This window comes from Spiroplasma alleghenense (assembly GCF_003363775.1).
Lineage (GTDB): Bacteria > Bacillota_I > Bacilli_A > Mycoplasmatales > Mycoplasmataceae > Spiroplasma_B > Spiroplasma_B alleghenense.
Window position 1 is genome coordinate 442750 of record NZ_CP031376.1, and the last position, 15906, is coordinate 458655.

At 31.1% G+C, this 15906-nt stretch carries 16 protein-coding genes and 1 tRNA gene; all 17 read left to right on the top strand.

Annotation, left to right across the window (positions count from 1 at the left end; all coding sequences use genetic code 4):
* Window positions 1-73 precede the first annotated feature (73 nt).
* The 17 genes from SALLE_RS02030 (at window position 74) to SALLE_RS02110 (ending at window position 15904) form a co-directional block, all read left to right on the top strand.
* Window positions 74-379: a single-stranded DNA-binding protein gene (locus SALLE_RS02030; protein ID WP_115557972.1), complete on the top strand. Its 306-nt coding sequence runs from the start codon at window positions 74-76 to the stop codon at window positions 377-379.
* Complete coding sequence (locus tag SALLE_RS02035) at window positions 379-1134, top strand: DNA-processing protein DprA (RefSeq protein WP_162807928.1); 756 nt, start codon at window positions 379-381, stop codon at window positions 1132-1134. Before SALLE_RS02030 ends, SALLE_RS02035 begins: the two co-directional genes overlap by 1 nt.
* A 135-nt stretch (window positions 1135-1269) precedes the next feature.
* The gene (locus tag SALLE_RS02040; RefSeq protein WP_115557974.1) at window positions 1270-3237 is read left to right on the top strand and encodes an ABC transporter ATP-binding protein; all 1968 of its coding nucleotides are present in this window, start codon (window positions 1270-1272) and stop codon (window positions 3235-3237) included.
* Window positions 3238-3247: 10 nt separating this feature from the next.
* The gene (locus tag SALLE_RS02045; protein WP_115557975.1) at window positions 3248-3646 is read left to right on the top strand and encodes a hypothetical protein; all 399 of its coding nucleotides are present in this window, start codon (window positions 3248-3250) and stop codon (window positions 3644-3646) included.
* Window positions 3647-3714: 68 nt separating this feature from the next.
* Entirely contained in the window at window positions 3715-5037 is a 1323-nt protein-coding gene (gene trmFO / locus SALLE_RS02050; RefSeq protein WP_115557976.1) for a methylenetetrahydrofolate--tRNA-(uracil(54)-C(5))-methyltransferase (FADH(2)-oxidizing) TrmFO, read from the top strand.
* Window positions 5038-5134: 97 nt separating this feature from the next.
* Window positions 5135-5211, top strand: a tRNA-Arg gene (locus tag SALLE_RS02055).
* A gap of 74 nt (window positions 5212-5285) precedes the next feature.
* Window positions 5286-6032 carry a DUF3196 family protein gene (locus SALLE_RS02060; protein WP_115557977.1) on the top strand — a complete coding sequence of 249 codons (747 nt, stop codon included), beginning with the start codon at window positions 5286-5288 and terminating at the stop codon, window positions 6030-6032.
* A gap of 11 nt (window positions 6033-6043) precedes the next feature.
* Window positions 6044-6370, top strand: a complete 327-nt coding sequence (locus SALLE_RS02065) for a hypothetical protein (RefSeq protein ID WP_115557978.1) — start codon at window positions 6044-6046, stop codon at window positions 6368-6370.
* 19 nt (window positions 6371-6389) lie between these two features.
* Window positions 6390-7685 (top strand): GTPase ObgE, encoded by a 1296-nt coding sequence (gene obgE / locus SALLE_RS02070; protein WP_115557979.1) that lies wholly within the window; start codon window positions 6390-6392, stop codon window positions 7683-7685.
* Between the two features lie 9 nt (window positions 7686-7694).
* Complete coding sequence (nadE, locus tag SALLE_RS02075; protein ID WP_115557980.1) at window positions 7695-8429, top strand: NAD(+) synthase; 735 nt, start codon at window positions 7695-7697, stop codon at window positions 8427-8429.
* 2 nt (window positions 8430-8431) lie between these two features.
* Entirely contained in the window at window positions 8432-8926 is a 495-nt protein-coding gene (locus SALLE_RS02080; RefSeq protein WP_115557981.1) for a hypothetical protein, read from the top strand.
* An 83-nt stretch (window positions 8927-9009) separates the two neighbouring features.
* Complete coding sequence (locus SALLE_RS02085; RefSeq protein WP_115557982.1) at window positions 9010-9276, top strand: TIGR04561 family membrane protein; 267 nt, start codon at window positions 9010-9012, stop codon at window positions 9274-9276.
* Window positions 9277-9311: 35 nt separating this feature from the next.
* Entirely contained in the window at window positions 9312-10841 is a 1530-nt protein-coding gene (locus SALLE_RS02090; RefSeq protein ID WP_115557983.1) for an MSC_0882 family membrane protein, read from the top strand.
* The gene (hemW, locus tag SALLE_RS02095) at window positions 10823-11929 is read left to right on the top strand and encodes a radical SAM family heme chaperone HemW (protein WP_115557984.1); all 1107 of its coding nucleotides are present in this window, start codon (window positions 10823-10825) and stop codon (window positions 11927-11929) included. The genes SALLE_RS02090 and hemW overlap by 19 nt, the downstream gene beginning before the upstream one ends.
* A gap of 108 nt (window positions 11930-12037) precedes the next feature.
* Entirely contained in the window at window positions 12038-14185 is a 2148-nt protein-coding gene (locus SALLE_RS02100; RefSeq protein WP_115557985.1) for an ATP-dependent Clp protease ATP-binding subunit, read from the top strand.
* Window positions 14186-14247: 62 nt separating this feature from the next.
* On the top strand, window positions 14248-15264 hold the full coding sequence (gene hrcA, locus SALLE_RS02105) for a heat-inducible transcriptional repressor HrcA (protein ID WP_115557986.1): 1017 nt from the start codon (window positions 14248-14250) through the stop codon (window positions 15262-15264).
* 13 nt (window positions 15265-15277) lie between these two features.
* A complete protein-coding gene (locus SALLE_RS02110; RefSeq protein ID WP_162807929.1) occupies window positions 15278-15904 on the top strand; it encodes a nucleotide exchange factor GrpE in 627 nt (208 codons plus the stop codon).
* Window positions 15905-15906 lie beyond the last annotated feature (2 nt).

A 15906-nucleotide genomic window follows, 5' to 3' on the forward strand; every position in this document is an offset into this window, starting at 1 on the left:
CTCTGGTTTTATTTTTTTAAAAAATATCAATTTTGAGCTATTTTTTCACGAAATAGTTTAGGAGGAAAAAAGAATGAACAATGTAATTGTCATAGGTCAAATGGAAGGTGAACCCCAAGTGGTTTATACTTCAAATGACGGTTTAAAAAAACTTTATAAATTCATCCTAAGAACACCCAAACCTTTTAAAAACAAGGCAGGGGAAATCACAGATGATTTTATAAATATCAAAGCCTGATCAAATACAATTTTGGACGAATACAGTCTTCATGACCAAGCCTATTTAGGTATTGAAGGTCATATCAGATCTTTTGCAAACGGTGAATTATCAACTTTTGCAAATGAGATTGTCGCTAGCAAAATTATTTATTTAAATTAGTGGATAAAGTCATAATATATTTCTTTTTAAAATATTCAGGGGCATGGGAATCTGTTTTCAATGCAATAAGAAATAAAGAAAAAATCAGTATTGGTGATTTTGAAATAGTCACGGAGGAAATTATTAGCAAAACTATTACAATTGTTGATCCTAAATTCCCTGATGCTTTAAAAGAAATCGATAGACCACCGTTTGTATTAGTCCATTATGGAAATATTGATTTAATAAACCAGTATTATCGCTCAATTGGTTTGCTTGTTAAAAATGATCTTAGCAAGTATCAATTTAAGGCCTTAAAAAATTTTATGAAATTCTTTTACAAAAATAGTCCGATATTAATAATTCAAATTGATAAAAAAATCAATAAGAATATTGAAGAACTTTTGAATCCTAAGGGAAACCTGATTATAATAATCAGCAGTCCCTTGCAAGAATTTCTTGACACTAATTTGGAGTTGATAAAAAAATATCGCGGTTTTGATTCATTACTAATCATTTCAGAATTTTACGATTTCTCTTTCCAAAACTCCATTCAAAATTTTGAAAGGGTTTTTGCTGGGCTTTCAAAAGCGGCCTTGGTAATCGGTGGTGAAAATGAAGCCTTATTCAACAACACAATCACGCTCCTAATTGATTATGGTAAAAGCATCTTTGCCTTACCAGAAGAAATTTTTACAAAATCACGTTCTAATTATTTGATTAAGAATGGAGCAATACTGGTAGAATCAGGTGCTGAAATATTAAATACTATGTAAATACCGCTATCAGCGGTATTTTTACTTTGAGGGTTAAAAAAATTTATAAAAAATAAAAATTTTCTTTAATTAAAATTATAAAAGTAGTATTATATTACAAGAGTAAAAATTTACAAAAATATGAAGGGATATATCATGGAGAAAAACGTAATTAAAAACGAACAAGAAGCTATCAAAGCTGCCAACGATCGTGCTGAAGAAATAATTACCAAAAAAGACCGTAAATCATTTTTTGGATTACTTTCAGGATATTTTAAACAATATTGAATAATCACATTTTCGATAATTTTAGTAACATTACTTTCGTCAATTGCGACAGTTTTAGGACCAAAAATTACTGAAAGATTAATGGGAACTTTAATGGCAGGTCAATTAGAAAATGCCTTTGGAGGGGTAATTGACTCGGGAAATTTGAGCCAATTTAATGAATTCATCCATAAAACATATTCATTTATTTCGGCTAAATTTGTTGGAGAAGATTTAGTATACTTTTCAAATTTATTCGGAATGGAATTAACTTGAACTGGATGAATTTATGTTCAATTAGTTCTTTTTGGATTTATTGCAGTTTTTACATTTATTTCAAACTTCTTAGCAGGACTAATGGGAAAAAGAGTTGAAATTAGTCTAAGAAATAAATCACTTGAAAAATTAGTAAAACAAGATATGAGTTACTACTCAGATAAAAAAATTGGAGAAATTCTAACTAAAATTGTTTCAGATACTCAAATTATTGGAGAGCAAGCTCAACAAGTTCCGGTAACTATGTTGTCAGCAATTTTTACATTCTTTGGTTCATTGATTGTAATGTCAACAATTAATGGTTTCTTAACTTTAGTAGTTGTTTCAGCAATGTTAATAATTTTAATAACAATCTTTGGTTCATTTACAATTGTTAAAAAAATGATGTTTAGAGTTAGAAGTTCAATCACAAGTATTAACGGAGATGTTACTGATAGAATTAATACTGTAAGATTAATCAAGGCTTCAGGAACTGAAGAATATGAAACTGAAAGATTTAAAGAAGTTCATAAGGACTACTACAACAAATCTAAAAAATTAGTTAACATGCAAGCAATTATGATTACAATTATGATTGCTGGAATTTCTTCAATTCAAATTGTTATAATAATTGCAGCAGCACTTAGATATCATGATAATGTTGCCGTTCTTTCAGTCGCTCTAACTTCATTTATTTCTGGGGTTGGAACTATGATTGGTCCGCTAATGCAAATGGTAAGGGTAGCTGTTGGTCTAGCATCAGCTTCAACTTCTTCACAAAGAATTTATGCTATTATTAATTCAAAATCAATTATTAACCCTCACTATGACCCAAATGAAGGGATTCACATCGAACATATTGATGGGGATATTGTTTTCAAAGATGTAGTCTTTGCATATCCTGAAAAACCCGAACAAGTAATTTTACCAAAATTCAACATTACTTTTGAAAAAGGTAAAAGTTATGCTTTTGTTGGAGAAACTGGTGTTGGTAAATCAACAATTTCAAAACTGTTGCTAAGATTCTATGATCCTTCAGAAGGGCAAGTGTTAATTAACTCAAAACATGATTTAAAAGAAGTGCAACTTTCAAGTTACTTGGATAAAGTTGGTTATGTTGAACAAGAACCACAAATTTTATTCGGAGATGTCCTTGATAACATTCGTTATGGTCGTTTTGACGCAACAGACGAACAAGTTTACGAGGCGGCTAAAAAAGCTGAATTACACGAACTAGTAAGTACTTGACCAGATGGGTACCAAACCATCTTAGGTGAACGTGGATTTATGTTATCTGGGGGTCAAAAGCAACGTTTAGTAATTGCTAGAATGTTTTTAAAGGATCCAGAACTTTTAATTCTTGATGAAGCAACTAGTGCTTTGGATAATATTGTTGAAAAAGAAATTCAAGCAAATTTAGAAGAATTGATGAAAGGTCGTACAACAATTTCGATTGCTCACCGCTTAAGTACGATTAAAAATTCTGATAAAATTATAGTGTTGGCCAAAGGAATCGGAGCTGCCCAAAGTGGTACTTTTGATGAATTAAAAAACAAACCTGGTCATTTCCAGGAACTGTATAAAGCCGGATTAATGGATTAGAGGAGAAAATATGAAAAAATTTGGTAGTATATTAATCATAGTTTGATCAGCGATTGCTTTTATTTTAGGAATCACAAACTTATTTGTATCAAAATCTGGGGGAGCTGTAGCTGTTGTTGGGGGAGTAATCTACCTAGCTTTATTGGGAGCAGTAATTGTTAACGGAGTTATTGGGATGTTTAAATCTCAAAAATATTTAGGTTGAATTACAGTTTCAGTGGCATCGGTGATTTTAGCACTTTTAATTTTAACAAGTGCTGGAGTTGCCAACGATACATTCTTCTTATTTTGAGGTAAAGGGTCAGGAACTGGTGTTCTTGGAGCTCTTGCAGGTGCATCTTTGGTGCTAACCTCAATTTGTTACTCAATTGGATTAACTTTAATCTCAATTACAACTTTAGGAAAATAATTAAAAATAAAACTCGACATTTTTGGTCGAGTTTTATTTTTTTGTAAAAAAAATGTTATACTAAATTAATGAAATCATATGTTAATGTAATTGGGGCTGGTCTTGCAGGATGTGAGGCAGCTTACCAATTATCTAAAAAGGGTATTAAGGTCAATCTTTATGAGGTAAAAAGATTACAACGTAATCCTGTTCAAAATTTAAATTCATTTGCAGAATTAGTTTGTTCAAATTCTTTACGCAGTGATGATTTAAAAAATGCAGTAGGAACACTAAAAGAAGAAATGCGTCAATTTGATTCTTTAATAATCAAGGCAGCTGAAAAAAACAAATTGCCAGCTGGAGGATCGCTGGCAGTTGATCGAGAAAACTTTTCTAATTACATTACTAATTTAATTGAAAATGATCCAAATATTACCATAATTAACCAAGAGGTTGAAAAAATAGATACATTAATTCCAACAATTATTGCAACCGGTCCACTTACAACATCATCGTTGCAAAAAGAAATTCAAAACCTTATTGGAAAGGACTATTTTTATTTTTATGATGCAGTAGCTCCAATTATCAAAAAAGATTCCATTAATATGGAGATAGCATTTAAAAAGAATCGTTACGAAAAGGGTGATACCCAGGATTACATTAACTGTCCAATGAATGAGGAACAATTTAAAAAATTTTATCAAGAATTAATCAAAGCAGAAGTAATGGAGGGTCATTTAGAAAAAGATAAGGCCTTGAAGTATTTTGAAGGTTGTATGCCAATTGAAGGTATGGCCAAACGTGGCTATAAAACAATGCTGTTTGGCCCTTTAAAACCAGCTGGACTAAGAAATCTTGATGGTTCACCAAATTTTGCCGTTGTTCAGTTGCGTCAAGATAATGCGATTGATGATTTATATAATATGGTGGGTTTCCAAACTAATTTAAAATGACCCGAACAAAAACGAGTCTTTCAATTAATTCCAGGACTAGAAAAAGCAGAATTTGTCAGATATGGAGTTATGCATCTAAATAATTTTATTAATTCCCCTAAAATTTTGAATCATTTTTTGCAAATGAAAGCTCAAGAAAATATCTTTTTTGCTGGTCAAATTACAGGAGTGGAGGGATATGTTGAGTCGGCTGCTACTGGAATTATTGCTGCGAAAAACTTAATTAATTTATTGGAAAACAAACCAATGATTCAAATACCAACAACAACAGTAATTGGGGGCCTTATTAATTACATAAACACTACTAGTTCTGAAAATTTTCAACCAATGAAGGCCAACTGAAGCATAGTTGCTAGTTTGCCTCTCAGCCAAGCCAAAGCCCGTAAAGAGGATAAAAAACAGGCCTATTCAAATAGAGCAATTGAAGAAATCAAAAAAGTAGTCCTTAGTTTTAACTAATCTAGATAAAATATTCCCTAAATTTAAAGCAAAATTTAAGAAATTTCATTTTTTTTAAAATAGTTGATTAAAAATATGCTATTATTTATATGGAATTGCCCACGTAGCTCAGTAGGATAGAGCATGCGCCTTCTAAGCGTAGGGTCAGAAGTTCGAATCTTCTCGTGGGCGCCAATAAAAAAACTGATTGACACATTGAATGATGTGTCTTTTTTTTATATAATTTAACGAGAAATGGGGGTGCTTTGATGAATAAAGATTTTTATGATCAGACAATTATTGAGATTGAAGGACTAATTGCTGATAAAAAATACCAAGAAGCTTTGGAACAAATTAATTCTGAATTGAGAATGCCTTATATGCCTGCAGATTTTGAAGCTAAGTTATTAAAACAGCAACAAGAAGTTGGCGGATTAATTAATCAAAGCAATCCGAACCCAAAAATGTGAAACCTGGAATTGATTAAAAAAATGTTAAATCAAGTCGATGAAAATCTACAGCTTAATGCCATTGAGGCTTTGAAAGGATTTAATATTAGAGCAATTTTACCAGAATTAAAAGATTTTTTAATTAATCGAAACAATTGTGATGAGAATAAAGTTTGCTTAATTTTTATTATTGCCGATCAACATATTAATGAGGAATTTAAGGTTGTCAAAAAAAACGGTACTTACAACATAAATCCTAGCCAATTCAATTTGCAAGATTCTTTAGATAATTTAAAGTTAATACGCGAGAAACTCCTAGAAATAGTTTATAACGATAATCCAAGCCTTTTCAATGTGTGTGAATTTATTCTAAATAGTTACTTTTATCTGGCATTTCCTAATTTTGCTCAAGAGGATTTAAATTCTTTAGTAGCAGCAATTTGGTACAAGGCTTCTCTGGCACAAGGGGTTGAAATCGGGTATAATATAGTGGAAGAAAATATTAAAATAGAAGAACAAAAATTCAATCAAATGGTTGACTTAATTAATTCTTATAATATTATTTAGAGGAAGAAAATATGGAAAAAACATTTTTATCAAGCGACTTTAAAATTTTTGAAGATGCGCGTAACATAATGAAGGAATTATTTAGTATCACTTGTTCTCTTTGTGGGGACGATGATATTAAATATGTTTCTGCTAATGCCCCTGAAAGTATTGGCAATATAGCAAACGATATTTTAGAAAACAATCCAAAAATATCTGATGAGGATCTAGATGCAATGCTAGACGAACCAATTTCAATTTGGCAGCAATTTGATGATGAAAACGCGGACAACTTGATACCAACTTTTGCTTGCGAAATTTGCTATGAGCAATTACTAAATGGTGAAATAAAATTATAAACGAATGTGAGGGTAAAAAATGAAATTTGTTGATGTAGCCCTTTTTGATATTAAGGCTGGAAAAGGCGGTGATGGTGCCGTTAGTTTTCGTCATGAACTATTTGTTGCCAATGGAGGTCCCAATGGTGGTGATGGTGGTGATGGAGGTAATGTTATCTTTATCGGAGATGAAGGAAAATCATCACTATTAGATTTAAAACTTCAAAAAAATTATTTTGCTTTTGATGGTGAAAAAGGCGATATCAAAAATATGCACGGTAAAGATGGTAAAGACATTTTTGTTAAAGTTCCTGTTGGAACAGTTCTGATTAATCAAGAAAATCAAGATATTTTAGCAGACTTTACCAAAGAGGGACAAACCATTATTCTGGCCCACGGTGGTAAAGGTGGTAAAGGGAATGCTCGTTTTGCAAATTCTCGCAATAAAGCTCCGACTATTTTTGAAGCTGGAGAATTGGGTGAGAAGTTTTCAATTCGTGCAGAACTAAAAGTCTTAGCAGATGTAGGGTTTGTTGGTTTACCAAATGCTGGTAAATCTACTTTACTAAGAGCTATTTCAAATTCAAAAGCCGAAGTGGCTGATTACCCTTTTACAACAATTAATCCTCAGCTTGGAGTAAGCCGTGATAATCAAGGAAGAAGTTTTACTGTTGCAGATTTACCTGGTTTAATTGAGGGTGCTAGTTTGGGTAGAGGACTTGGTCATGAGTTTTTACGTCATATCGAGCGATGCCGTATTATTTGTCACGTCATTGATATGTCGGGTAATTATGGAACCGAGGATGTAATTAAAAATTATGAATTAATAAGAAATGAATTGATCACTTATAACTTAAACTTGGAAAAACGTCATGAAATTATCGTTGCCAATAAAATTGATTTGGTTGAAGCTCAAATTAACATAATTGATTTTAAAGAACATTTTCCTAATCACCAAATAATTGAAATTTCAGGAGCTAAAAAAATAAATATTAATAGCCTTTTGACTGCCATTGCCGATGCTTTGCAAACCACTAAGGATATTCCTTTGTGAGAAATAAAAGGTAATGAAATAAAAGAGGGTGTTAAAATTTATACTTTCGAATCTCCAACAAAAGATATTCAAGTTATGAATTTGGGTAATGGTCGTTGAGAAGTAAAGGGAGAACCGGTCTTTAAAGTTTATCAAAAAACTCCGATTGCAACTCATGATAACCTACTACTTTTTAATGAAAAAATGAAAAAGTTGGGAGTTTATGAAACTTTACGTGAAAAGGGAGCCGCTAAAGGCGACTTTGTTAAAATATTTGATATTGAACTAGAATGAATGGATTAGAGGGATAAAATGGATTTAAAGAATTATAAAGATGAAATTGTTAAATTTATTCAAGAGGAAACAAAAAGGGCGAAAGCTGATGGAGTTATTGTTGGGGTAAGTGGAGGTATTGACTCAGCAGTTGTGAGTTTATTAGCAAAAGAGGCCTTTCCAAATGACTATTTAACTGTTTGAATGCCAATTTCTTCATCCCAAGAGGATTTAAAGTGTGTTAATGAATTGATAGAAGAACACAAGTTATTGAATGTTAAAGTTGATTTGCAGCCGGTTTTCGCTTCCATTAAAGAAGAATTAGAAAGAACTGGATTAAAAATTAGTGAATTAGCATTGGCTAACACCAAGGCTCGCTTGAGAATGAGCTCTCTTTATGGATTGGCGCAATCAAAAAACTACTTAGTTTTAGGAACTGATAATGCTGTGGAATGACACATTGGTTATTTTACAAAATTTGGTGACGGAGGTTGTGACCTGTTGCCTTTAGTGCATTTATTAAAAGGTGAAGTTGGCCAACTGGGAAAATTATTGAATGTTCCTAATTCGATAATTTCGCGACCACCGACCGCTTCACTTTGAGAAGGTCAAACTGATGAAAAAGAAATTGGTTTTTCATATCAAGAAATTGATAGTTATTTAGAGGGAGATTCAAGCAATTTAGATTTGAAAAAACGTATTGATAGTTTGCACGAAAGTAGTGATCACAAACGTCGTGGAGCTAATCAGCCAAAACCATTTAAGGGGCGTTAAAATTGATTAATAAAAGTAAGAGTGAATCTTTGGGGTTGTTTTTAAACAGTTTAGACGATAATACAATAGACTTCGTTTTAGAGGAAATTACAGGAGCGATTAATTTATTCCTAGCCTTTAATATTTTTTCAGAGCAAGCCAAGATTCTCCTTGATAAAAATCGCAAAGATTTAAATAAATTGCAAATTGTTAAACAAGAAATTTTTGAAGAATCACCAACTGAAATGCAGATTTATAAGTTTGTTTTTAATAATTTTGAAAGACCCGAAGATGTTGTCAGTTTTTCCCAAAAAGCAATTGAATCAATTTGGTTTAATCCAAACTATCCAGTCATTGTTTTACAATACTTGTCTAAAAATGACATTAATGAAAATGATTTTAGTCAGTTGCTTATTGTAAGTATAAAAGATGATTTTATAAATTATTTTGTAAATGAGGTTAATATTGAAGATTGAAAAAAAGAGATGATCAGCATCATTGTTGAAAACTCCGATTAGTCGTGATTTTTGGAAAAAAAATGATATAATGAGATAAATTGATGATAGGGCTATCTGATATTTATCAAATTGGAGTAGATTAAATGGAAATATGGTTGTTCAATACTAGTTTAGAAATTCTTGATTTTTCCGTACCAGTTTGAGCAATTTTATTAATTTTCATTGTTTTTGCTGTGATATTTTTATCGCTTTATATTTCAATCTTCATAAAATCTAAGAGTAAATATTTAAGGGACAAAAAGCAATCAGAAAAAATAAGCGAAAAAGATCTTTATAAATTTGAAGACCTGCAAATTGACTTTGAAAGAGAAATTTCAAAAATTAAGAAAATAGAAAAAAGTAAAAAATAAGGTTAAATATATAAATATAGGAATGGGGCGGCAAAATGGCATTTAATAACGATTTCAATAACAATAATTACAATAATCCTAATCCTAGTAATAATGGTTATAATGCAGATTATAATAATCAAAATCGAAATGTAATTCAACCTCGTCGCTTCGAACCTAGACAACCAAATAACTACAATCCAAATCAAAATTTTAATGATAATTCACCTTACATTGATGACACTTCAGAGTACCAAAAATCAGTAATTCAAAATAACCAGTCATCAGCTAAAATAGAGTACCAAAAAAAACTTCAAAGAGATGGTTTATACCCAGCAGGAAGTGGATACGATTTTAATCGCGGTTTTAAACAACCTAATTTTTATAACGGTGATCGTTATTACCAGGAAACAATTGATTTTGAAAAGCCAATTAGTTATGGAAATTATGATTACAACCCATATGAGCCCCAACCATCACCCCAACCAAGTTATTTTAATAGCCAAAATTATTACCAGAAACCTATTGAAGTTCCTCGTCAAACTAATTACAATCAAAATTCAGGAGCGGGTCATGGTGCCAATGGTTATTGCGATGTTCCTGGGTGTGAATTAAATCAGTTACAACCTCAAATACAAAATCAACCAAATTTCCAACAAGCACCCAATTTTCAAAACTATAATCCAAATGGAAATTTCCAAAATTATAATTCTGAGCCAAATGCTGCGAGTTCGATTGAGAAGAATGAGAAATTGCAATATTCTAAACAATATTCATCATCTCAAATAATACCAAAGCAGATTCTAAAAGAAATATTTCTTGAAAAAACACGTGTTGTTTTATTAATACTTTTTGGAACTATTGGTCTCGTGACCACTTCTTTATTTACTGCTGCTTATTTTGAGGCTAAAAGAATGGGTTTGAGTATGTCTGATCCAGATCAAAAAATTTGAGGAATACCAACAGTTAATGTTCCTTATCCTTTTTGAATGATTAGTTTGATGATTATTTCGCTTTCATTATTTTTAATCGGAATTGCTGATTTGTTATTTTTAAATGCAAACGTTAAGAAATATGAAAAGGACTTGAGAATGGGATATGAGCAAGTGCCATATTTTATCACAAAAAATTATCGTGCCATTATTGCTAGAGCTGTTTATTTAAATTGAATCGCTTTTACAAGTTATGTAATAATGTCAATTGTTCTTGGAATTCTTTATAGTATGCAAAGTGCTTTTGAAGCTGGTAAAACTGATATATATTTATTTTTCTGAAAAATAGGTAATTTTAAAAACTTTACTTCAGAAATTACTGTTACAATAACTTGCTTATTGACAGTTTTAGGAATCCATATTGCAAATATTGTTTTTACTAAAATCCGTAAAAATAATATAATCTCTTATTATGGATATGAAATATTGCCTCCAAACGAAATTAAATCAATCCGCAAAGGTGCTAATAAACGTTGTATGATAATATTCTTTGTAACATTATTTACAATCCTTTTTGTAATTGTGATACCAATAATTATTATTAAGAAGAAAAAAGGGGTTCCATTCCGTTGACCATGACAAATGATGAATTAATTACAAAAGATGTTAAAAGCTTATATGTTCACATACCATTTTGTGATAGTATTTGCTTTTTTTGTGATTTCGTTAAGGTCAAAAAAACATCAGATGAACAGGTCTGGCAATATTTAGAAAAATTAGAACAAGAAATTGAATCTTACCGCGATGATCTTGGTAATTTGGAAACAATTTATATTGGAGGAGGAACTCCAAGTTGTCTTAATGAAGAATGCACCTTAAAAATGCTGCAAATTTTACATCCATTTGTTAAAGAAAATATTGAATATACAATTGAGATAAATCCCGAAAAGGTTAGCGAAAATAAACTAGAACTCTACAAAAAGTTTGGAGTAAATCGCTTGAGCATTGGGATTCAGACATTTAGCAATCCGCTTTTAAAAAAAATTGGAAGAATCCATGATAATTTGGAACCAATCAGAGTTATAGAGTTAGCTAGAAAAATTGGTTTTGAAAATATTTCAATTGATTTAATCTATAACCTATTTGAACAAAATAAAGATGACATCTTAGTTGATATTGAAAAAATCAAGGAGTTAAAACCGGACCATATTTCTTGATATTCATTAATTTTAAAAGAAAACTCCATTTGAGGAAAATTGAAAAAGAAATTACCAGAAAATGATGAATATTTTGACGAAATTATTAACTCCAAACTAATTGAATTAGGGTATTGTAGGTACGAAGTTTCTAACTACTCTTTAAATAACAAAATTTCATTACATAATTTATCCTATTGAAATAATCAAAGATTTATAGGTGTTGGTATAGGGGCTGCGGGATTTATTGAAATGAATAATAATCTTTATTTGACTAAAAACGAAGGAAATATTAATCATTGAGAAAGGATAGATCAATTACTTTCTCAAAAAGAGTATTATTTTCAAATTATAATGATGGGATTGCGCTTAGTTGATGGCATTGATTTTAGCAAAGTTAGAGATGGTGCCTTGGCTCTAGATTACTTTCAATCAGAGCTTAAAATTCATTTTGAAAATAAGCTTTTGGAATTAACGGACAATGGTTTCAAATGTACTCCTCGTGGCTATGAAATAATGGATAATATACTCTTAGACATAATTTAAAAAATGAAAAATTTAGCACTCTACTATTGACATTGCTAAATTTTTATTTTATTATCTCAATAGTTAGCAAACGGAGCATTTAATTGCTAACTCTTAAGGAGGTATAATATGGAATTTAATCAAAAAATAGATCCAGCTAATGATCCAGACATATTAGCGAAATATACAAGAGATTTAACTCAGAATGCAAAAGACGGAAAAATAGATCCAATTATTGGCCGTGATGATGAAATTATGAGAGTGATAAGAATTTTATCACGAAAAACTAAAAATAACCCAGCTTTGATTGGTGAACCAGGAACTGGTAAAACTGCTGTAATTGAAGGTTTGGCGCAAAGAATCGTTAAAAATGACGTGCCAGCCGTTTTAAAAAATAAACGGATTTTAGAATTAGACATGGGAAGCTTGATGGCAGGGGCTATGTATATGGGTGATTATGAGTCTAGAGTTAAGGGTATCATTAATGCGATTAAAAAGGCTGAAGGGGAGATAATCTTATTTATTGACGAAATGCATTTAATTGTTGGAGCTGGTAAAACAAGTCAATCCTCTGGAATGGATGTTTCAAACCTACTAAAACCATCGCTTGCAAGGGGAGAACTTAAAGCAATTGGAGCAACAACACTAAAAGAATATCGTGAATATATTGAAAAAGATCCAGCTTTAGAAAGAAGGTTTCAAACTGTTTTGGTAAATGAACCGACAATTGATGAAACAATTTCTATTCTAAGAGGTTTGAAAGAGCGCTTTGAAACTTTTCACGGAGTAAGGATTCATGACAATGCTTTAGTTGCGGCTGCTAATTTATCAACTAGATATATTGCTGATAGATTTTTACCAGATAAAGCAATCGATTTAATTGATGAAGCTTGTGCCACTACGAAAACTGAATTAACCTCAGTTCCTTCGGAGTTAGATATTATTAACCGAAAGGTTATGCAACTTGAAATAGAAAGAGCTGCACTATCAAAAGAAAAAGATGAAAAATCTAAGGAAAGATTAAAAGAAGCTGAAAAAGAATTACAGAAATTAAAAGTAACTCAAACAGATTTAAATACACGCTGAGAAAAAGAGCGTAAAGCAATTGATAAAATTACGGAAATGAGATCTAAATTAGAACAGCTAAAGTCAGAACTTGACTTAGTTCAATCTCAGGGAAATTGAAGCAGAGCCGGAGAAATTCAATATTCCTTAATGCCTGCTTTAGAAAAAAAACTACAAGATAGCGATGGAGATTTAAGAGACCATCTAATAAATGAAGACGTAACAGAAATTGAAGTAGCTGATATTGTTGCTCGCTGAACAGGCATCCCAGTTGAAAAATTGGTTGAAAATGAAAAGTTCAAGCTTATGAGTTTGGAGACAATGTTAAAGCGTCGAGTTAAAGGACAAAACCAAGCAATTCAAAATGTAACTGATGCCATCTTGCGTAGTCGCGCTGGAATAAAAGACCCCAATCGACCAATAGGAAGTTTTTTATTTCTTGGTCCAACCGGTGTCGGTAAAACCGAAGTTGCTAGAAGTCTTTCGGAAGTTTTATTTAATTCTGACAAAAAAATGATTCGTTTGGATATGTCTGAATTTATGGAGAAACAGTCTGTATCAAAATTAATTGGAGCTCCTCCTGGATATGTTGGCTATCAAGAGGGTGGTAGACTTACAGAGGCTGTCAGAAGAAGTCCCTACAGCATTGTGCTTTTTGATGAAATAGAAAAAGCACATCCAGATGTGTTTAACATACTTTTACAAATATTAGATGATGGTCACTTGACAGATTCATTGGGAAAATTAATTAATTTCAAAAACACGATTATTATAATGACCTCAAATATAGGTTCAGAAACATTGCTGAATAATGAGTCTGAATTTATTGATGAAAAATCAGTCGAGAAGGAATTATTTAATCACTTTAGACCGGAATTTTTAAATAGAATTGACAATATAGTAATTTTTAAACCGCTTACTAAAATGGTTGTCAGTGAAATTATTGAAAACCTGCTTGATGAATTAAAAGAGCGCCTTTTAAATGAAAAAGATATTTATTTAAATTTTTCAGATCAATCTAAATCTAAAATTTTAGAAGAGGGTTATGATAAACAGTTCGGTGCTCGTCCAATTAAAAGATATATTAGTAAAAATATTGAAACAATTCTTGCGAAAGCGATTGTTTCGGGAGAAATTGAAGAAAAAAGAAATTATGTTATCGATGTTCAGAAAGGTGAATTTGTAATTGATTCATCAAAAAAATTGAATTAGCACTTGAAAAGTCAGAGTGCTATATATAAAATCATAAAGAGATTTTTGAAGGGGTTTTTTATATGTTAACTAAGAGACAAGAAAAAATTTTAAAAATCATTATTGAAGAATATATTCGTTCAGCCCAGCCAGTGGGATCTAAAAAAATTCACGAATTAATCGATATAGAGGTTTCTTCAGCTACCATTAGAAACGAAGGTGCTGTTCTAGAAGAGAAGGGTTTTTTAGAGAAAGAGCACACTTCTTCTGGAAGAGTTCCTTCTACAATTGGATATCGCTATTTTGTTGATAATTTAATGTCAAAAGAAAATATCGATGATATTAAGGAAAGACTAAATAAGATTTTTGAAAAAAGGAATGCCAGTATTGTTGAAGTTTTGGATGAAAGCTCAAAAATTTTAAGTGAAATGACTAACCTAGCAACAGTAATAACATCCACCCCAAATAATGGGGAGGCTGTATTAAGAAAAGCTGAATTAATTCCAATTTCAACTGAAAGTGCAGTAGTTATATTTGCTCTTTCAAATGGTATTGTTGAGAATAAGGTTTTTGATTTAAAAAACGTTTCACTTGATGACTTGCAAACTGCAATAAATTTATTCAATGATAGAATTCTAGAAACTAAAATTAAAGATTTAGATGTTAAAATAGAAGCCATTAAACCTATTTTGCAACAGCAAGTGAAAAAATACGAATTTGTATTGCAGACGTTTCTAAATGTCATTCTTCATAATACAAATACAGTTACCAAAACTCAAGGAATGCAATATATGCTCGAAAATCCAGAGTTTTCCGATCCGAATAAAATTAAAAGCGTTTTAAAATTGATTGAAAGTATTTCTCCTTTTGAGTGGTACAAAAGTCAATCAACAGAAAATAATAGCGCTCAAGCAAAAATTGGATTTGAAATAGGAGACGAGAATAATGATTTAGCAGTAATTGGTAAAAATTTTGAAACTGGTGATGGTCAAACTAGCGCACTAACCTTGGTTGGTCCAAAAAGAATTCAATATGACAAGGCGAAGGAACTACTAGACTGAATCGGTATTAAAATTAAAGAACAATTCTTTAAAAAATAAAGGGGGAATAATTGTGTCAGATACAAACATAAAAGATATCAAAAAGTTAATTGAAGACTTGAAATCAAAGTTGCCCAATGAAGATATTGAAATCTTAGGTGAAGAAGCTTCAAACAAGAAAGAAGCGAAGTTAAACAAAAAAAATAAGGCAGATTTTGAAAAAACTAATGATTCAATCAGTCAATTAGAAAGCTGTTTGGAACAATTGCTTTTTGAAAACAATCGCTTAAAAGAGGAAAAATTGTTAGCAATTGCTGATAACCAAAATACAGTTAAGAGATATCAACAAGAAACTATGAATGTAAAAAAATATGGGGGGCAACGTTTGGCTGAAGAAATTATCCCGGCAATTGATTTGTTTAGAGGAGTTTTAAAACAACCAAATGATAATCCAGATGTAAAAAATTATTTAATCGGATTCGAATTTATTATTAAACAAATTGATGAAGCATTAAGTAATGCTGGTATACAAATGATTGAAACGAAAGTTGGGGATAAATTTGACCACAACATACATGAAGCAAATGAACAAGTTGAAACAGAAGCTGTTGCAAGTGGACTAATTGCACAAGTTATACAAAACGGTTACAAACTTTATGATCGAGTTATTAAATATGCGGTTGTAAAAGTTGCTAAGTAATT